The sequence below is a fragment of the Marinobacterium sp. MBR-109 genome, assembly GCF_040547565.1.
Classification (GTDB): Bacteria; Pseudomonadota; Gammaproteobacteria; order Pseudomonadales; family Balneatricaceae; genus Marinobacterium.
In genome coordinates, this window is the sequence record NZ_JBEPPZ010000015.1 from 51375 (window position 1) to 71380 (window position 20006).

At 56.0% G+C, this 20006-nt stretch carries 16 protein-coding genes; 2 read left to right on the forward strand and 14 right to left on the reverse strand.

Annotation, left to right across the window (positions count from 1 at the left end; translation table 11 throughout):
• Window positions 1-134 precede the first annotated feature (134 nt).
• The 7 genes from phbB to ABIE60_RS15575 form a co-directional block, all read right to left on the reverse strand.
• The gene (gene phbB / locus ABIE60_RS15545; RefSeq protein ID WP_354470435.1) at window positions 135-884 is read right to left on the reverse strand and encodes an acetoacetyl-CoA reductase; all 750 of its coding nucleotides are present in this window, start codon (window positions 882-884) and stop codon (window positions 135-137) included.
• A gap of 187 nt (window positions 885-1071) precedes the next feature.
• A complete protein-coding gene (locus tag ABIE60_RS15550; protein WP_354470436.1) occupies window positions 1072-2436 on the reverse strand; it encodes an MATE family efflux transporter in 1365 nt (454 codons plus the stop codon).
• Window positions 2437-2569: 133 nt separating this feature from the next.
• Entirely contained in the window at window positions 2570-3886 is a 1317-nt protein-coding gene (locus tag ABIE60_RS15555; protein WP_354470437.1) for a DUF1329 domain-containing protein, read from the reverse strand.
• Between the two features lie 29 nt (window positions 3887-3915).
• Entirely contained in the window at window positions 3916-5553 is a 1638-nt protein-coding gene (locus tag ABIE60_RS15560) for a DUF1302 family protein (RefSeq protein WP_354470438.1), read from the reverse strand.
• A gap of 13 nt (window positions 5554-5566) precedes the next feature.
• The gene (locus ABIE60_RS15565) at window positions 5567-7999 is read right to left on the reverse strand and encodes an efflux RND transporter permease subunit (protein WP_354470439.1); all 2433 of its coding nucleotides are present in this window, start codon (window positions 7997-7999) and stop codon (window positions 5567-5569) included.
• 21 nt (window positions 8000-8020) lie between these two features.
• Window positions 8021-9019 (reverse strand): WD40/YVTN/BNR-like repeat-containing protein, encoded by a 999-nt coding sequence (locus ABIE60_RS15570; protein ID WP_354470440.1) that lies wholly within the window; start codon window positions 9017-9019, stop codon window positions 8021-8023.
• Between the two features lie 234 nt (window positions 9020-9253).
• A complete protein-coding gene (locus tag ABIE60_RS15575; RefSeq protein ID WP_354470441.1) occupies window positions 9254-10591 on the reverse strand; it encodes a diguanylate cyclase in 1338 nt (445 codons plus the stop codon).
• 192 nt (window positions 10592-10783) lie between these two features.
• On the opposite strand from ABIE60_RS15575, the gene ABIE60_RS15580 reads away from it, so the two are divergent.
• Entirely contained in the window at window positions 10784-11845 is a 1062-nt protein-coding gene (locus ABIE60_RS15580) for an alkene reductase (protein ID WP_354470442.1), read from the forward strand.
• Between the two features lie 71 nt (window positions 11846-11916).
• Here ABIE60_RS15580 and ABIE60_RS15585 read toward each other — a convergent pair whose 3' ends face one another.
• The gene (locus tag ABIE60_RS15585) at window positions 11917-12969 is read right to left on the reverse strand and encodes a zinc-dependent alcohol dehydrogenase family protein (protein WP_354470443.1); all 1053 of its coding nucleotides are present in this window, start codon (window positions 12967-12969) and stop codon (window positions 11917-11919) included.
• Between the two features lie 235 nt (window positions 12970-13204).
• Between ABIE60_RS15585 and ABIE60_RS15590 the strand changes: the two genes are divergently transcribed.
• Window positions 13205-15229, forward strand: coding sequence for an HD domain-containing phosphohydrolase (locus ABIE60_RS15590; RefSeq protein ID WP_354470444.1), 2025 nt, complete (start codon window positions 13205-13207; stop codon window positions 15227-15229).
• Between the two features lie 56 nt (window positions 15230-15285).
• Here ABIE60_RS15590 and ABIE60_RS15595 read toward each other — a convergent pair whose 3' ends face one another.
• The 6 genes from ABIE60_RS15595 to ABIE60_RS15620 all read right to left on the reverse strand — a co-directional run bounded on the left by ABIE60_RS15595 (window position 15286) and on the right by ABIE60_RS15620 (window position 19998).
• Complete coding sequence (locus ABIE60_RS15595; RefSeq protein ID WP_354467388.1) at window positions 15286-16209, reverse strand: catechol 2,3-dioxygenase; 924 nt, start codon at window positions 16207-16209, stop codon at window positions 15286-15288.
• 20 nt (window positions 16210-16229) lie between these two features.
• Window positions 16230-16589, reverse strand: a complete 360-nt coding sequence (locus ABIE60_RS15600) for a 2Fe-2S iron-sulfur cluster binding domain-containing protein (RefSeq protein ID WP_354467389.1) — start codon at window positions 16587-16589, stop codon at window positions 16230-16232.
• Between the two features lie 110 nt (window positions 16590-16699).
• Window positions 16700-17761, reverse strand: a complete 1062-nt coding sequence (locus ABIE60_RS15605; RefSeq protein WP_354470445.1) for an NADH:ubiquinone reductase (Na(+)-transporting) subunit F — start codon at window positions 17759-17761, stop codon at window positions 16700-16702.
• Between the two features lie 10 nt (window positions 17762-17771).
• Window positions 17772-18134 carry a phenol hydroxylase subunit P4 gene (locus tag ABIE60_RS15610; protein WP_206835480.1) on the reverse strand — a complete coding sequence of 121 codons (363 nt, stop codon included), beginning with the start codon at window positions 18132-18134 and terminating at the stop codon, window positions 17772-17774.
• Window positions 18135-18209: 75 nt separating this feature from the next.
• A complete protein-coding gene (locus tag ABIE60_RS15615) occupies window positions 18210-19712 on the reverse strand; it encodes an aromatic/alkene/methane monooxygenase hydroxylase/oxygenase subunit alpha (RefSeq protein WP_354406859.1) in 1503 nt (500 codons plus the stop codon).
• Window positions 19713-19728: 16 nt separating this feature from the next.
• Window positions 19729-19998: an MmoB/DmpM family protein gene (locus ABIE60_RS15620; protein ID WP_354406857.1), complete on the reverse strand. Its 270-nt coding sequence runs from the start codon at window positions 19996-19998 to the stop codon at window positions 19729-19731.
• Between the last annotated feature and the right edge of the window lie 8 nt (window positions 19999-20006).

The following is a 20006-nucleotide window of genomic DNA, read 5'->3' on the forward strand; positions in this document are numbered from 1 at the left end:
GATTATTCCCCACGGAAATCTATATAACCCCATTCTAGACGTACTGACATTATCCTGACAAGTGTAACGATGCGCGTAAAAAACCCCAGTCGATATCGAATGGGGTTTTTATATATTATTGACCCTTATTAGAATCAGAACATGTGCAGACCGCCGTTGATGGAGAAGTCAGCGCCTGTGATATAGGCAGATTCTTCTTCCGCCAGGAAGGTGACGATACGGCCGATTTCGTCCGGTTCACCCAGACGCCCTACCGGAATGGTCTTGGCGATTTTTTCCAGAACTGACGCATCGATCTTGGCAACCATCGGCGTCATTACATAGCCCGGTGATACGGTGTTCACGGTAACTCCCTTGGCAGCCACTTCCTGCGCCAGCGCCTTGGTGAAGCCGTGGATACCGGCTTTGGCGGCCGAATAGTTGGTCTGACCGAACTGGCCTTTCTGGGCGTTAACGGAGGAGATGTTGATGACACGTCCCCAACCGTTTTCGATCATCGGATTGATCACCAGGCGCGTCATGTGGAACATGGAGTCCAGGTTGGCGCTGAGCACTTCGTTCCACTGCTCCCAGCTCATTTTCTTGAACTGACCATCACGGGTAATGCCCGCGTTGTTCACCAGTACATCAACATCGCGCCCGGTCAGCTCCTTCACCGTTGCGATACATTCGGCGCAGGATTCGGCGTTGGTGACATCGCCATAGGCCACATCAATTTCATACCCCGCCTTGCGCTGCTCTTCCTGCCAGGCCTTGGCCTTGTCATGGTTACCACCGCTGTTATAGCCGGCCACTACGTGGAAGCCCGCGTCTACCAGCTTGCGACAGATTGGTTCACCCAAACCACCAGTACCGCCGGTTACCAATGCAACTTTCTTAGTCATATTTCACATCCCTTTTCCATTTGTTAGCGCCTGCTCCGCCTCTTGCGAGGCCGGGGGCCGTCAGGCATTTTTGGTGCTGTGTTTTGTTGTTTTTGGCTTTTGAAACGGTGCAGCAATTCATTCCATCATAGTCTGTTTTGACCATGGCAGAAGTATGACTTTGGTGCAAGGAGATTGTAATGCCAGACTATGAAGCGGCGATGACACCGGACTCGGCATCCAGTGTACGCAGATAGCGCCGCACCCAGAAATGGGCCACCATTGCCGTGATGGCATTGGCGATTACCAGCGCGACAAACATGCCGGTGAGGCCAAACAGCAGGTTGCCAAGCCAACCCAGAGGAACGTACATCAGAAACAGCCGAAACAGGCTGATCCGCATGGCACGCATCGGCTGATGCAGGGCGTTAAAGGAGGATGCACTGAGGAAAGTGACCGCCTGAAAACCGAAGCCGGCCGGCACGATCAGCATCCACAGCTGCAGCCAGCGCGCCACTTCGGGGTCATCACTGAACATCCTTGAGATCGGGCCGGACAGCACCACCAGCAAGGCAAAAATCAGCAACTGCCACACCAGCGCAAAGCGAATGGCCCCCCGGTAGGCGGATTTGACGCGCTCCAGCTGCAGGGCACCGAAGTTCTGGCTGATAAACGGTGGCAGTGTCATCGACAGCGCCAGACAGAACAGCAGCGACAGGGATTCTATACGGGCACCGGCACCAAATGCCGCAACCGCCTCGGCACCATGTACCGCAACCAGCGCTGTCAGTACCCCGTTGGCCAGTGGTGTCATCATGTTGGAAAGGGATGCCGGCAGGCTGATCGAGAGCAGTTGGCGCCAGTGCTGCAGCATGGGCTGCCACTGTGGCAACGCCAGCAGCAACATCCCCTTGCGGTGGTACAGCAGGTGCAACGCCAACAGCGTGGTGATCGACCAGGCCAATACACTGGCCATGGCCGCGCCTTCAATGCCGAAGGCCGGCACGGGGCCCCAGCCAAAGATCAGAAGCGGGTCCAGCACCATGTTCAGCAGCGACGAAATCAGCATGATACTGGCCGACAGGCGCGTGTCGCCTGAAGCCCTGAAGGTGCTGTTGCACACCATGTTGAGTACCAGAAACACGGAGCCTGCAAACCAGATCTGCATGTAGCCGCGGATCAGTGGCATCAGCTCAGGCGCGGCGCCCATCAGGCTGAATACGGGCTCGATCAGGAACTGTCCACCTGCCCCGACAACGGCCATCAGTACACAGGTCAGCAGCAGGTTGTCGGTTGCCAGCCGTGCAGCGGTTTCACTACTGCCGCTGCCGATCAGCCGCGCCAGCGTGGCCGAGGTGCCAATACCCAGACCGATCGCCAGGCTGACCACCGAGAATGAAACCGGGAAGGTAAACGCCAGTGCCGCCATCGGCTCGGTGCCAAGGCGGGATACAAACCAGATATCGGCCAGATTGAACAGCATCAGACTGACGATGCCGAACATCATCGGGACCGTCATGCGCACCAGTGTCGGGCGGATGGGCGCGTTGAGCAGGTCGGGACGCCGTGACATGCGATACCTGTCGGGTTAAGTGTATTGGGGCAAGAAAGTGCGAGAGTTTAGCAAAATCGACGCTCCAACGCAGGCAAAAAAAGCCCGGGACAGTGCCCGGGCAAATGTTGACATGATGAGTGAAGGGGTTGGATCAGCGGCCGGAGGCGCGCATGTTCTGCACGCTGAACTTGTCCACCGGGCTCATCTCTGGATCGACGATGCCCTTGAACTGTCCGGTGGTGCAGTGTTGTGCCTGGATATCGATCATGGTGAACGAGTCATCGATCGCGACACCAGTGCCCTTGTTGACCGGCAGGTGGTGATCGGGGTGCGCCTGACCGATGGTCCAGCTCTTCCACATGTCGCCCTTGCGGTCATAGGTGATGTTGCGCGGAATGATGAAGGTCTGCGCATCCATGTAATGCTCACGCTTGCTGATCGGATGGTTCGGATCAACCGGCTCGGACTCAACAACATAGACCTTGCGCAGCTGCCAGGTGATGTTCGGGAAACAGCCACCCTTGCCACCGAAGGCGATTACCTGATAGCCGTCTTCATCCTGGTGGGTCTCGGTATCCAGCTCCATTTCATTGTGATTGTACATCGGCATCAGCAGGTGCTTGGTGCCTTTGTAGGTCCATTTCATGTCGCTGATGCGGCCGTTGTAGCCTTCGAAGTCCTCGATCATGACATCGGTGCCGAGGAAAGCATCGGTGGTCTGACCGGTAGACAGGCGACGCACTCGACGCTGGAAGCCCAGATAGAGGTAGGCGTTATCCACCTTGGTGTCATCTTCGAAGCGGTGGATCAGCAGCTGCGTATCCTTCACGTCGTAGGGCTCCAGCACCTGTACGTAGATGCCACGGAACAGTTCTGACGGGTTGGGCTCAATCTTCGGATAGGGTTCCTGAGAAGTACGGTGGGTGAAGTTCAGGAAGTGGAAGTTCATCTTGATGGTACGTTCTTTCTTCCCGCTGGCCATGTCACGCGTGGTCCAGTAGAACGGCATGATGGCAGCGGAATCACCCCAGTTGTAACCGTACTTGTAGTTCCAGGCCAGCTTTTCACCCGCACGCGGGTCGTCCAGTGATGGCTCCTGCGGGAACGGGCGACCTGCAACCGTGGGCGAAATTTCACCATGACCGGCCCCCAGCTGCACATCAGCCGAGTACTTGCGCGTAGCCTCTACGTAACTCGGGTGCAGCGAAAAATCGGTAGTCTCTCCAACCTTGATTTCGGTGTCACCGTTCTTGACGAACATGTACATGGCCGGGTCCAGTGCATCCTTGAACTGGTCCACGTTGCTCTGGTTGATCGTCATGCCTGGCTGTAGCCCGTTAAAGCTGGGCACGCCTTCCTTGTAGGGGTAGAAGGATTGCTGAATTACCTCTTCCGGAATATCAGCCGCCTGAACACCGGCTGCCATCGTCATGGCGATAGCCGCAGAGAAAAAAGTCTTTTTCAACATGTTAGTATCCTTATTATCGTTGTCGTACATCAGAAGCTGTAACGCACGGTGAACTGGAGTTCGTCTTCCTGATTGGCTACGCCGATCGGGCCGTTGAGGAATCGTGCCAGAGGCTCATACTGCTCCGGTCCGGCAGCACCACCGGTCGGGTTCCAGGGAAACTTCTTGTCGCCACCTGTTTTTACATTCAAACCAACGTTGAACATCCAGTGGTTATCGGGTGTCCAGGACACGCTCGGAGCAAACACCGTGGCTTCGGCAGCAAAGTCATGTGCAACAATGATCTGCGGGCTCAGGCGGTTGTTCTTGTAGAAGCCCTTGAACAGCATGGTGGCGATCCAGTTGTCTTCGTCATTGGGCATATCCGCCACATGGTCAAGAATATGCTCACCGAACAGCTGAGTTGAGAACAGGAAGGCACTGCGGGTACCCAGTTCAGGGATGATGATGTTTTTGTCGAAACCGATGACATAGCGCAGCATGTCGGTTTCCTGATGCCCCCACAGGTCTCGTGGCTGCTCTTCACCCTGGGTGTAGGCCAGCTCAAGACGCCATACGGCATCCATATTCATCGAATAGTAATCGATTGAACCACCCAGCAGGTTTACCCGCGGGAATTCGATATTGAATACACCATCAGCCGAGGGTACGGCCGGGTTGGCATTGCGCCAATGCAGCGACGGCATCTGTTGACGATAGGTCAGGGCATTCAGGGAGAAGGTTGTATCGCCATAGACACCTTCCCACTTCAGACCCAGCTGAGTGTTGGCGAGGCTCCAGTTTGGCTCTTCCACATCATGGATGATCGGAATTCCAGCTCCAACCGGGCCAAGATATGAGCTGAAGAAGCACCCGGCATCCACAATACGATATGACTGACCACAGGTACCCAGGTTGTTGGGGCGGAACTTGTCAAAATTCCACACCATGGACAGGTTGGAGTCATCCAGTATTTCGTTCGGCCCCATGCGCCATTCGGCAGTCAGCATCCATTGCGGAATACGGATATCTTCCAATTCGTCATAGATGTTGTGACGTGAGTAGTCCACCGGGTTGATCACATCGAGTACGCGGAACAGGTCAGTCTTGCCCCACACCACCTGTTGCTTACCCAGACGGAAGGACAGTACGTCCCCGTTCGTCAGTTCCTTGTCGGCACTCAGATAGAGTTCACGGATGAAGTCGAGCTGGTCATTGAAGTCTGGGAACTTCGCATCCCTTTCCTTCTGATCCATGTAACCGTCCAGGTTGTTACACAGTGTCGGATCATTTTCACATGGGAAAGGCACTCCCCCCTGCCCTGCATTCAAAATGGTATTGGATGACAGTGTGGAGTTATCGTGCCAGTTGGCCCCAAGGTAGTCCTCGGTAGCCCCCTTGCCAAACTCGCTGTCATTCAGGTCATACACGCCGTCATAGGTGCCGCGAAAAGTACCGTTCAGCCTGAGTGAACGCAGGCTCTCGGTTTCAAACACGGTTTCAAACTGTGCCTGACCGGTGTTGCGGAACTTGGACAGCCCCACGCCATCACGGAAGTAGGTTGCATTTTCCACATAGCCGGCCCAGGTAGTATCCGCTGCGAAGGCAGGTACCGCCAGTGCGGTACCCAGCGCCGCCGCAACACCGACTGCGAGATGAGAAAATGTCGTTGTTATTGTTTTCGACATGGTTATTGGCCTCTTATGCCTTGGTTGTCATGACACACAGATCCTCTGCCTCCGAGTCGGCGTGGATCACGCCATCCTCGTCGGCATAGGCTTTACAGATAAACTTGGGCTTGAACACCAGTACCCAGCTCGGCACCAGCAGCATGGCGGCCGCGCCGTTGAGCACCACCATCACGATCAGCAGCAGTGCCGCTTCGGCCTGGAAACGCAGGTCCGACAGCACCACCCACATGACGATGCCGGCAATCAGGGTGATGGCGGTGAAACTGATCGCCAGCCCCGTGGTGCGAATGGCACGTTGTACCGCTGCGCTAAGGTCGCCCAGCACCACCATCTCGGCACGGATGCGGTCCATCATGTAGATTGAGTAGTCGATACCGATGCCCACGCCCACCGCGATAATCGGCACAGTATTGGAATTGATCCCCATGCTGCTCAGGCCCATGTAGGCGTACGTCAGCGTGGTGGCAAACAGCATGGCACCAAACATCATCACGCCCGCCATCAGCGAGGTGTAGAAGAAGGTGACCATGGCGAAGATCAGCAGAAATACCAGCGGCAGCACCCAGAGGTTGGTCTCGAAGGCGGCTTCGTTCTGTGAGGCAATCACCCCGATAGTGCCGCCGGCCAGGCGAATGGTCAGACCTTCAACCTTGCCTTCATTCTCGGCTATCCACTGTTTGGCGGTATGAATGGCGCGGCGCAGGGTTTCGCCCTTGTGATCCTTGTAGTAGAACACCAGATTGGCCACGCGCTCATCGCTGTCGACAAACTCCTTCAGCGCACCGGGAATCGGGTTCGACATCATGTAGGTAAACATCAACCCACCCACATATCGCTCGTCATCCGGAATCTGCGCCCAACGCGGGTCATTGTTGTGCAGCAGGCGGTTCACCTGCTTCACCAGATCAGGAATCCCCTTGGAGCCGCCCACACCGGGGTCCAGCATCATGTGACGCTGCAGGTCTGCCAGCGCCGCCAGCACTTCGGGGCGCTTGATCCCCCCCTTCTCATCCGTTTCAGCCACGATGTACATCTCTTCCGAACCGGGGAAGCTGTCATTGATCGCCTTGGATGAGAGGTTGTAGTCATGATCCTGATACAGAATGGGTGAACCCGGCTCCGACTCGCCGATCACCACATGGGATGAGAAATAGAACCCGACTGCCAGCAGCACGGCGGCGATGCCCAATGCTTTTTTGGCCGCCTTTTCACCACTGATCAGGTCCGCGCAGACATAGCCCACCTTACGGAACAGGTTATGCTTGATGGTGGTGTTTTTCGGCTTGGGCAAAATGGACAGCAGCAGCGGCACCGCCAACAGTACAGTCAGTATGATGCTCAGTGCCCAGATGGAGGCGTAGTGCGCCAGCTTGGTGTTAAGGGGAATGGAGCCGATAGCGATCAGCAACAGACCGATGGCATCGGACACAACGCCCAGGCTGCCGGGCCGGAACAGGCTTTCAAACGTGAGCCGAGCCGCCACCTGCTGGTTATCGTGCTCGTTCAGCTCAAGGTAGTAGCGTTCGACCAGCTGGATGCCATGTGACATGGCTCGGGCCGATATCAGGAAGGGAATAACCAGGCTCAGCGGGTCAAGGTTATAGCCGAACAGCGAGATGATACCAACACCCCAGATCGAGGAGATGATCACCCCGGCCAGCGGAATGAAAATACCGTACGCCTTGCGGAAATAGAACACCAGCAGCGCCAGCATGATCAGCGCGGTGAACAGGAAGATCTCGATGATCTGGCCCAGGTACTGGTACGCCCAGCCCACCAGCATTGGCTGACCGGTCACGTGAATCTTCACGCCTTCGGCCGCTTCCATCTTGCGCATCTGCTGGATATGTTCAAAGGTGGCAGCGTAGTCCAGCTGGCCTTCAATCAGCTGAGCCTTGACCAGTGCCATGCTCAGGTCAGGGCTGACCAGCGGGCCCAGCACGCGCGGGTCTGCAGCCACATCCTTGCGCATGACCGCCAGTTCCTGCTCGGCAAGATCGGTATGTTCAGGATTGTAATAGGGCTCCGAGTTAACGTTGCCCTCAGGGGTCAACCACACCTTGCGAGAGTTGCGGTGAGTCACGCTGGTTACGAGGTTGTGATCAACCCCCGGCAATGAGTCGACCGCCTGAGTGATGCGATGGATACGCGCCAGCGCCTCATTGTCGAAGATGTCGTGCTCGGTGAACTCGACGCCAACAATGATCACGTTGGCCCCGCCAAACGACTCTTTTATATCGTTGTGCAACTCGATATAGGGGTGTGTTTGCGGCAGCAGATCCGCAAAGTCCGAGTACATTTTGACACCGGGAATCTGAGCGGCAAAAAACAGCGTAATCGCAAAAATAAGCGACAGAATAACTTTGGGGTGGTTAAACAGTTTCTGGTCAAGATTGTGCAACCAGTGGGTGGCCTTGTGAGCCTTGGCAGATCGTTTATCCATGATAGAACCGTCGAGTTGTTATTATTGGATATCGAGCGAGAGCAGCGTGCCTGCGCCACCTGAAATCAGCAGCTGGCCGTTTTCCTGTTGGGCCGCGTCACGCAGCCATACAGGGATCACGGGAACGTCCAGCGACTGCCACTGCCCCTTGCGACGGCTGAGTACTGTACCGTTCTCGCCCAGCGCCACCAGCTCGCCCCCGGCTTCTACAATGCCGTACAGAGGCGCCGCGACGGGCGTGGGCTCAACCTGCCAGCTCATGCCCGCATCTTCGGTTTGCAGCACCATGCCATCGAGCCCGACTACCCAACCGCGCCAGCGGGTGGTGAAGTGAGCGGCCTGTGGATAGAAATCGTTCGGGATGTAATCGAGCAGTGCCCAGTTACGGCCGGCATCGTCACTGCGGGCCACAATACCAAACTCACCGGTAACGTAGGCTGTACTGTCCGCAAGAAACTGGATGCTGCTGAGCATGGCGTCTTCACCCAGGCTGTTCTCCTCCCAGGTATCGCCACGGTCATGACTGGAAAGCAGTGTTGAGAAGCTGCCTACCGCCCAGTAGCTGCCGTCTGGCGCACAGGCGACATCCAGCAAATTTTCAGGCGTTGGCAGGTCGATCGGCTGCCAGCTGAGGGCGTTGTCATCACTGCGCCAGAGCTGTTGTTCAAAACCAAGCGCAATCAGACTGGTGTCGGGACAGATTTCCACATCGATCAGATTGGGCTGACTTTCGAGAATCTGGCGTTGCCACGGGGAATCACTGCTGGCGCGGTGCAGCACCAGACCATTGCTGCCGACGGCCACTTCAAGGCCCGGAGCCGTGGCGACGGCCTGAATTTGATCCGTACGGCGTACCGGCTCCTGCAGCTGTTGCTCAACACCACTCAGATTGAGCGGCGCTTCACAACCGGCCAACAGAATCAGCCCGGGCACGATACCAAGGCGAAAGGGAAATGAAGATCTTGAGTGCCGTGTACCCGCAGGCTGCACGGCGGTCTGTTCGGTTTTCAGTCTCATCATTTGTTGTTCTTCTGGATGAATGTGGGCACGAAAGTTCGGCTTCATCCGGATAGGGCAACAGCTGTGCCAGAATGCATGTGCATTTTGGCGACAAGGCTGAAACCAGCATGATTACTGGGGTTATAGGATCAAAAAGTTGATATGTAGGGGTAAGTGACTACGTTGCTGAATGAGAATTTGATCAACCCGCTTTGATTAAATCATCAATTCAGCAACAGAGTGTTGAGCAAATGATTAATGTTCCATTTCATCATTCCAGAACACTACACGGTTGCGACCGGTCTGTTTGGCCAGGTACAGCGCCACATCGGCACGCCCTACCAGCTCATCCTGGCCCAGCGACACGCCTGCTTCGACACAGGCCAGACCGATACTGGTGGTGACATTCAGCACCTCATCGTTGATCTGGAATGCCGTATCGGCAATGGCATGGCGCAACCGCTGCGCTATCCTCTCGGCATCGCTCGGATTGGTCTCAGGCAGCAGCACCAGAAACTCCTCGCCGCCATAACGGCCGAGTTGATCTGACTGGCGCAGTTCATTCTGTAAGCGGGATACAAAAGTGATCAGCACCTCATCCCCCATTTGGTGACCGTAACGGTCGTTGATCTGCTTGAAACAGTCGATATCGAGCATCAATACCGCGAGCGTCCCTGAACACTGCTCGGCTGTCTGCTTCAGGTAGCCCAGCTGAGCCAGAATCCAGCGCCGGTTGCGGGCGCCGGTCAATTCATCATGGTGTGCCAGATAGGTCAGCGCCTCTTGAGAACGACGGTGCCGATTGATCTCCTGATTAAGGCTGGAAGTACGATCGACAATGATCGACTCGCGCTCATCACGTTCCTGTTGCAGACTGACCAACAGACGCCGCAAGCCTGACAGCGCCGCCACCCCCGTGACGGAGAGCAACACGAAGGTCACCAGATGAATCAGTATGCTGTCGCGGCGCAGATGAGTGGTCAGGCGCTGGGCGTAGCTGACCGGAAAGGACACACTCAAGCCACCTCGCATGTCACCGATCTCATATCCCATTTTCGCATGGCAGGGCAAACAACTCTGATCGATATGCAGTGGCGCCATATAACGGAAGCGGTCATCGACAATTTCAACAAACGAGGTGTCACCGCTCTCTTCCAACTGAGTCAAGGCGCGCTCTTCCCAAGGGTCGGCCTGATTGTTCGGATTCATCAGCGTATGACTGGTAAGGTGAATCTCAAGTCTTCCGCCTTTCAGCAGCTCGGCAATCTGTCGGGTCATATAGGCCGGATTGAGCTTGGTCAGGACAACACCTTCAGGCGACGTGATGGTCTTTTCCGGTGTTTCAAGCCAGGGGTTTTCAGGGGTCTGATCAGTCAGGGGGGCATAGACGCCGCCGTGGATCGCATTCCAGTGGCGCATGGTCTGGATCAGCTGGAAGGCGACCTCACCCCGCTGCTTGGCCAGGTCGAAGCCGGCATGCTGTAAGGTGCGGTCGTTGTGGTAATAGACAAGCCCCACTACCAGCGCCCAAAAAGGGATGGGGAACAGCAGAGCAAATGGGGACTGTATCAACCGAAGGAGGCGATCACGCACTGCTTTACCCTGCCCTGTAAACACTTGCATAAAAATTCAGCTGAGGATTGTAATAAAAAATGCCTTTTGGCGACAGTTTTGTGAAATCTGTTCTCCTCCTCCCCGTCTATCGTTCCTTGAAAAAAGCATTACGCACCCGCATATTGATGTAATTGACATTACACAACCTGACAGACACACCGGGAGATTTTCATGAATGCACTTTTTCAGCCCCTGCAGGCCGGCGCGCTGCAGTTGCGCAACCGTATCGTGATGGCTCCACTGACGCGATGTCGCTCAGAAACCGGCCGCGTACCCGGTGAGTTGATGGTGGAGTATTACCGCCAGCGTGCCGACGCAGGCCTGATTATCTCAGAAGCCACGTCCGTGACACCCATGGGCGTGGGCTACCCGAACACCCCTGGAATCTGGTCGGATGAGCAGGTAGCCGGCTGGAAGAAAGTAACCGATGCCGTTCATGCCGAAGGGGGGTTGATCGTGCTGCAGCTGTGGCACGTGGGCCGCATTTCTCACCCGAGCTACCTTAATGGTGAGTTGCCGGTGGCACCCAGTGCGATCAAGCCCGCTGGACATGTCAGCCTGATCCGCCCCAAAACCGAGTACCCGACGCCGCGTGCGCTTGAAACCGATGAGATTCCGGCCATTGTCGAGGCGTACCGCAAGGGTGCCGAAAACGCCAAAGCCGCCGGTTTTGATGGGGTCGAAATCCACGGCGCCAACGGTTATCTGCTGGAACAGTTCCTGCTTGACGGCTGCAACCAGCGTACCGACCCGTACGGTGGCTCACTGGAAAACCGCGCTCGCTTGATGTTGGAAGTTACCGATGCGGTGATCGGTGTTTGGGGGGCTGACCGTGTCGGCATGCACCTTTCCCCGCGCGCCGATTCACACGATGTCAGCGTGACCGATCGTGAAGGCACGTACGCTTATGTGGCCGAGCAACTGGGACAGCGCAAGCTGGCATTCATCTGCACCCGCGAGCACGTTGCCGATGACAGCATCAGTCCGATGTTGAAGCAGCGCTTTGGTGGTGTCTATATTGCCAACGAAGCCTTCAACGGTGAGTCTGCCGAGGAGTATGTGGTCAGCGGAACAGCAGATGCTGTGGCATTCGGCAAGGCCTATATCGCCAACCCTGACCTGGCCCGCCGTATCGCAGCCGGGACTGACTGGAACGAACAGGATACCGGCACCTTCTACGCGTCTGGCCCTGAAGGCTATACCGACTACCCTTTCATGACACAGCAAGGCTGACGAGCGAGACACATACCGTGCAAACAGGCCGCCAGTGCGGCCTGTTTGCCCTGAACAGCCAGTACGACCGATCAGTCGTTATTGATAATCACCTTCATCGCATTCTCGCGTGACGCATTACCGAATACCTCATAGGCATCCATGAACTTGTCGAAGCTGAAGCGATGGGTGATCAGCCCTTCCGGCTGCAGCTTGCCCGAGGTGACGGTTTTCAGCAGCATCGGTGTGGTGTTGGTGTTCACCAGCCCGGTGGTGAGGGTGATGTTTTTAATCCACAGATCCTGAATCTGCAGATCCACCTTGGTACCGTGTACACCCACGTTGGCAATGTGCCCGCCCGGGCGTACGACTTGCTGGCAGATGTCGAAGGTGTGCGGAATCCCCACCGCTTCGATCGCCACATCCACCCCATCCTTGGTATGCGCCATGATCTGTGCAACCGTATCGCCACTGCCGCTGTTAATGAGGTCGGTGGCGCCAAAGGTTTTGGCCATTTCCAGGCGCCCATCGTCCAGGTCCACCATGATGATCTTGGCGGGTGAATAGAACTGTGCCGTCAGCAGTGCGCCCATACCCACAGGGCCTGCCCCCACAATCGCAACCGTATCACCGGGTTTGACCGCGCCGTAGAGCACACCGATCTCATGACCGGTGGGCAGGATATCACTGAGCATCACCAACGCCTCTTCATCCGCCCCTTCAGGGATCGGGTAGAGGCTGTTGTCAGCATGAGGGATGCGGACGTACTCGGCCTGAGTGCCGTCGATCAGGTGGCCCAGAATCCAGCCGCCATCCTCACAGTGGGAGTACATCTGCTGCTTGCAGTATTCGCACTTGCCGCAGGAGGTGATGCAGGAGATCAATACCCGATCGCCCGGCTTGAAGTTGCTGACGGCATTACCAACCGATTCAATGATCCCCACGCCTTCATGACCCAGAATGCGTCCCTCGGTCACGGCGGGCACGTCGCCTTTGAGAATGTGCAGATCAGTACCACAAATGGTGGTTTTGACGATTCTGACCACCGCATCGGTGGGTTTCTGCACCTTGGGAACCGGCACGGTATCCAGGGATTTATTGCCCGGGCCGTGGTAGACCACTGCGTGCATGCTTTCCTGTGTCATTTTTGACTCCGTTAAGCGAACATCGGGTTTCACTGTGCCTTACATCCTAGCTGCTTTATAGCGTTTTTCCATCCATACAGAGCCGAACAGCTCTGGCTGGACATTTCGCTACGGCGATTCGATTGCACCTACTATACAAGCGGGTATTTGTTGATACACTCGCGGGTAATAAAAACAATAACACGGTGAATAAAGGAGACACCTTTCAATCACTCGATGGAATATTGAATCTGCCATGGACAATCAAACTCAGGCACCCTGTTTCAAAACAGAGCAACGCTTCATACAAGCACTTGAACAGGCACTGTCACAGGGCCATCTCACCCGGGAACAACAACATCAGTTGCAGCAACTGCTGCAGGAAAACACCGAGAATCACCAAAAAACCGCTCGTATACAACACGAGTGGAAAAGCATTATTGATACTCTTCATTTGCCCCTCTGCCTTGTTGATCACCAGTTTCACATCATTCGCGCCAATCTTGCCTATGCTGCCCTGGCTGAACAGCCGGTCAGCAGTCTGCCTGGGCAGCTGTGCTGGAACCTGTTCCCTCAGCGTGCAGAACCAACTCCCACAAGCCTGGAGGCCGTCCAGAACCGGGCCTGTGGTGAAGAAGAGCTGACCGGCCTGAACGGACGGCTCTTCAAGGTGCGTTACTACCCCGTACATGAAGCCGACACCTACGAGTACCACCTGCTCAGCTTTGATGAAATCACCGCCAGCCGGGAAGCCGAAGACCGATTAAGAGTGATAAGTGATGCCACTCAGGACGCAATCATTATGCTGGATCATGCCGGCTGCATCAGCTTCTGGAACCCGGCGGCACGGCAGATGTTCGGTTACACCGCCGAAGAAGCGATGGGCAATAATCTACATGCACTGCTGACCCCTGAGCGTTATCGCGCCGCAGCCGAGGCAGGCTGGAAAGCCTTTTCGAAAACGGGCACCGGCAAGGCCGTTGGCCAGACGGTCGAGCTTGAAGGCTTGCACAGAGATGGCACGCTGTTCCCTGTTGAGCTGTCCCTGTCCGCCATCCAGTACAAGGGGCACTGGTGTGCGGTGGGAATTATGCGTGATATCTCGGAGCGGATTAATCGCGAAGCCCGACTTGAAGCGGCACTCAGAGCACAGCGCACACTCAGCAGTTGCAACAAGGTGCTGATTCATGCCAGAAGCCCGCAACAACTGCTGCAGCAGATGTGTCGCACGATTATTCGTCAGGGCGGCTATGCTTTTTGCTGGATCGGCCTGACCGCCGAGAATGATCCACAGCTGCTGCTGCAGGCCGCCTGTGCCTCTCTATCAACCCTGCCCTGCGAGCAGGCGTCCAGCTGTGGCTCGCTTGCTCGGGTATCCGGCCCAGCGGCTGACGCATTGCTCAGCGGAAAAATACAGATTCTGCATGATATCCACCAACACCTGGATACGCTTCCCTGTCGCGAGCACCTTCTGCAACAAGGACTCAGCAGCTGTATTACTCTGCCACTGTTGCAGGATCAGCAAACGGCATTGGGTGTGCTGTACATTTTTTCAGGCCGTCACACCGACTTTGGCGCCGAAGAGATCAGTTTACTGGAAGAGCTGGCGGCCGACCTGGCGTTTGGCCTGGCCTCCCTGCAGATGGAAAGCCAGCGCAACCACTTTCAGCAACTGCATCTGCAAACAGCAGAAAACCTTAAGGAGTCACTGATCAGCTCCATCCATGCCATCGCGTTGACTGTTGAGAAACGCGACCCTTACACGGCAGGTCACCAAAGCCGAGTCGCTGATCTTGCGGCGGCGATTGGTGCCGAAATGGGGCTGGAAGAGGGACGTTTGGAAGGGCTCCGTCTGGGCGCCATGATTCATGATATCGGAAAGATATACCTGCCGGCGGAGATCATCAATCGCCCCGGCCGATTGAGCAATGTCGAATTTGAATTGATCAAAACACATGCCCAAGTGGGCTACGACATTATCAAGCATGTAAATTTCCCCTGGCCCGTTGCCGACATGATTCTGCAGCATCACGAACGGCTGGATGGCAGTGGTTACCCACAGGGGTTGAAAGGTGATGAGATTATTACCGAGGCCCGGATTATTGCAGTGGCGGATGTGGTTGAAGCGATCAATTCACATCGCCCGTACCGCCCGGCGGTGGGTCTGGATGCTGCACTGCAGGAGATTGAAGCTCATAAAGGTGTTGTCTATGACACCCGAGTTGTGGAAGCGTGCATTCGGTTGTTTCGTGAGCAGGGCTACAGCCTGCCTCCCCATTGATAAACGGGGCCATCACTACGAAGACAGTGATGGCCCCGGCTCTCTGCTGTGCCTGATCAGGTCAAAACAGTCAGGAAACGCTCGTTGAGCTGACGGTCGTGGTAGAAAATCGCCTTGCCCAGTTGTTCGGCATCCCAGGTCACCGGTTCGTGGTCCGGGTAGTGGTAGTCACCACCGGCGAACACTTCGTTGCGGTTGCCGGAGGGGTCAAAGAAGTAGATGGTCTGGCCATGGGTCAGGCCGTGACGGGTTGGGCCGATATCAATGGAGGTGTCCGTCATGGAGATCAGATCCGCCGCCTTAAGTACATCGTTCCAGGTTTCCAGGAAGAAGGAAGCGTGATGGAACTTGCCCGGTTCCGGGTGTTCGATGAAGGCCACATCGTGTGCTTTCATGCTGGCGGTCATGAAGGCGGCCAACTGCTTGCCTTCAGGGTCAACAACCTGCTCGGCCAGGTCCAGACCCAGCACGTCAGTCAGCAGTTTAGCGGTCGCTGCCACGTCTGTTCCGTACAGCAGACAGTGGTCAAAACGGGTGGCTTTCATGCCCTTCAGGTCACGCGGCCAGGCTTCCGGGTTGCGGTTGCCTACACCCCACTTGCCGGTCTGCTCTTTGGTCGCAAACAGCTCAAAACGGTGGCCGGTCGGCACGGTAAACGCAATGCGGCGACCGCAGTCTTTCAAATCGCCTGCTGCAATCTCTTCGGTTGCAACACCGGCCGCCTGCAGGTCAGCACTGAGACGATCAATGGTGGCCTCATCAAGGCATTTAAAACCGACGAAATCCATACCCGGCTGATCAGCCTGACGCAGTACCAGCGAGTACTTGTCCACTTCGGTCCAGCCCTTGAGATAGACACGGCCCTGAGCATCTCGATCCATCTCGATCATGCCCAGCAGGTTAACGTAGTGGTTCAAAGCTTCATCCATATCCAGAACACGCAGCTGGATATGGCCGGGACGCATTACACCTTTTTTCATAGCCGTTTTCCTTATCGTTATTAGCTTGCTCGATCTGCCGTACCACAGCTGGTGGCGATTTCAGGCGGATCAGGTTCGATAGTCAGATCACTGCGGGCATACACCCGACAGGCCAGTACAGTACCCTCTGCCTCCTGCTCGGGAGACACCCAGGCCCTGCTCATGCGCTTGCTGAAATACTCACCCTTTAAAATCCGAATTCGGCATTTGCCGCACCCGCCACCCCGGCATCCAACCGGAATCAGTGCCTGACCGGCACGCTCCATGGCCACCAGTACACTGTGCTCTGAGCTGGCATTGAAACAGGTCTGTTCGTCTGCCAGTTCGATGCGGTGCCGCTGCGGTGCCTCCGGAGTTGATGCGTTATAGTTGTTATTCATGTTCAGACCTCACGTGATGTCTGATAATCCCGCCTCCGGGCCGGGGTTTCCACCGCCTCGAATGGAAACATGAAATCCCGAAAGCGGTTGAGTCCATCCCTGATTCGGGATCAGATCCGCTTGAACAGCGCCGAGCGGGTTTGCTCCTCAGCACCATCTGCAGCCGTGACAAACCGCTCCATATGGATGTCACGCTCAAACAGGCGCCCCTGCATCAAGGCGGTGATCGCTGCATCAATCATGGGCGGCGGTCCGCACAGATAAGCTTTGTGACCGCTGAAACGGTTATCGAATCGGTCGATGGCCGCTTCATGCACAAAGCCCTTGAAGCCTTCCCATTGATCCTCGTCAAGCGGTTCATTCAAGGCCGGGATGTAATGGAAGTTGTCGTGATCACGGTCCAGTGCTGCAAACAGCTCGCGGTTGTACAGCTCGCTAACGTTGCGTGCGCCCTGGAACAGGTAGATCTGGCGGCTGTCACCCGCTTCCAGCAGGTCCAGAATCATCGACTGCGGACTGGAAAGGCCGGAGCCACCCGCGATGAAGATCACGTCCTGATCATCGGACTTGCGCACGAAGAACTGGCCGTAGGGGCCGGATATATCCAGCGTATCACCCACCTGCAGCTGCTCATGCAGCCAGGTTGTACCGGCACCACCCTGCACCCGACGCACATGCAGCTCGACATGGCGGTCATCACTGGGCTTGTTGGCAATCGAGAAGGCACGAGTGCCTTCGACGCCCGGAATTTTCAGGTTGATGTACTGCCCGGCCTGAAACTCCATCGCACTGTCCAGCTCAAGGGTGATGCCCTTGATGGTGGGTGACAGGTTAACGATGTCGGTGACGGTGCCGACATAGTCCTGTACCGGGTAGCCCAGAAAATCGGGGTCGACGTCGATGTCGGCTTCGATCACCAGATCGCTCTCCGGTGTGGCGCAGCAGACCAGTATCTTGCCCTCTTCACGCTCCATATCCATCAGCGCGAAGGGTGAGGCGTTGCCCAGATCGGCATCGCCTTCCAGTACCTGCACCTTGCAGGTGGCGCAGGTACCGTGACCACAGGCAAACGGCAGCCAGACCCCCTGACGCAGGGCGGCATCCAGAATGGTCTGCCCCTCGTCGACTTCGATCACATCACCGGTCGGTTCGACCCTGACTTCATAACTCATAACGCTCTCCTCAAACGCCCGCGCCCTTGTAACCCTTGAGATCAGGGGTTTGGAAGCGCAACAGGGACTTGTGGCCAATACCCTGATCCTTGAGGGACACATCCAGCTGCGGCTCAAACGGCTGGCCGTCCAGAAGCCAGGTTGCTTTGGACCAGTCGATTTTGGACCACTCGGGGTGCAGTGAAAAACCCTCAGGCATTACCTCATCACGCAGCGCACGGAACGGCGTTTCTGGCGGCAGCGGGTACGCAAAGGCGGCACAGAACATCAGATGATGGTCCCAGCCTACATAGACGATCTGATTGCCGTGGAAGTTTTCAACACGGTCTTTAACATCACCCTTATAATCGGGTGTGATGGCATGTACTGGCATTATTGTTATCCTCAAACTCGTGTAGATACACCGACTTGAGAAGCGGCTGCGTGTGCAGCGCGCCTCTTAGTGACCTCAGGCAACGCCCTTCCACTTCTTCCAGCGCTCTTCGTCCGGAGAGCCCTTGATGTCCATGTTGTCGACGCCGACGTTCATCTGGTAGTAGTCACGCAGGACGTCTTCAACACCCGGACCACCACAGTTGCCCTGGAAGATCTGGTGCACCGGCAGCCACGACTGCACAAACTTCTCCGGTTCATCATCGAAAATGTCCTTACAGCCATCGGAACAGAAGTGATAGCGGTCGCCGTTGTAGACAGAATCCCGGTAGGAGATCTGAGTCGGGTTATCCATTTCAGTAAACAGCATCGGGACCTGACAGGTAGTACATAGCTGAGGCAGCGCCTTGGTATAGAAACGCTCACCGCGGGCTTCCATCTCTTTCGCCAGCTCCCAGCGCGGACGGTAGTATTTGTCGAACGTATCGGGGTACTTCTCGCTCAACCAGTCCAGCTCTTCATCGGTCGGGATCCAGGTGTGGAAGCCGGCCGCATGACCATGGGTATAGAAGGTCCACCAAGCCTGATGAGAAATGTGCTCTTTTTCCTTCTCGATGATGTCGGCGTACTTCGGCATGCGAATGCCGTAGCGGGCCAGATCCTTGAACAGGGCGCCGCCAGCTTCCTCAAAGTACACTTCCCAGGCTTCCTTCCAGCTCATCACCTTATTGGGCAGCATGTAGTCCATCATCATCGCCACGATGGTGAGCAGACGGGTGCCACGCCAGAACCACTTGTCGATCCATTTCTGTACGATCGGCACGTTGTCTTCATGCTGCTCCAGCAGGAACTTGATCACCTCCAGCCCAAGGGTCATGTGGCGCGCTTCGTCGGACTGGGCCGAGAAGCCGAAGGTTACGGTGGCCATATCGCCGTTGTAGGCTGCGCCGGACATGAAGGGTACAAACAGCAGGTTGGTCAGCACGTATTCGAAGCTGAAGCCGATTGCCACCATGAACTCGAACGGACCCGCTGCACGCGCATCGCTGAAGAACGATTTGGGTACAGACAGGTACCACACGCGGTCGTGCATGTGCGACCAGTCCTGCAGGCCGTCGAAGAACTTGTTGTAATGGCTCATGGCATGAACCTGCGTCTGCACGTGGCGCAGTTCATCAATGGACTGCATCTGGCAGGCCACTCGAGCGCCAACACCGCCGAATTGACGACCCGTGTGGGCGAAGCCCTGGAATGCCTGATACTCCAGCGGCGATACCCCGGTGAGGAAGATCTTCAGTGCGTTGACGTAGCGTGGATCAGAAATGTTCAGCTGACCATTGTTCTGAGAAAAGGCATCGAATATGGCGTACAGCTTCTTCTCTTTTTCGGCCTGATACTTCCAGTAGGCGTCCATGGTCAGACGGAAGGGGTCTTCCCATTTTGACCAGTCGGTAATCTTGATCCCTTCAAACTCTTCGAACGGGAATGCCTTCTTGCGATCCTGATAGGAAAACTCCCAATCCAGGTCACGGGTCAGCAGGCGGTATTTGTCTTTAATGTTGAGCTTTTTGGCTGCCATTGGGGTTACCTTCTTGTTATGAGTTCCAGGTCAGGGTGATCTGATCGTCATCTTCATCGACGTTGCCACCGATCGTGATCAGGCTGAGGTGCAACTCCTGCACATCCCAGTCACGTCCCATTTTTTCTTCTACAGTCTCTTTCTTCACCGCGAGAAAGTTCTCGGCTTCGATGCGGATCATGGCCGGCATGTGGATAACGGTTGCTTCAGGGTTATCCTGTTCAATTGCTTCGACGATGTAGCGCGACTCATCGTTATCCTGCAGTGCGATATATACTTTGGACATGAGGCTTT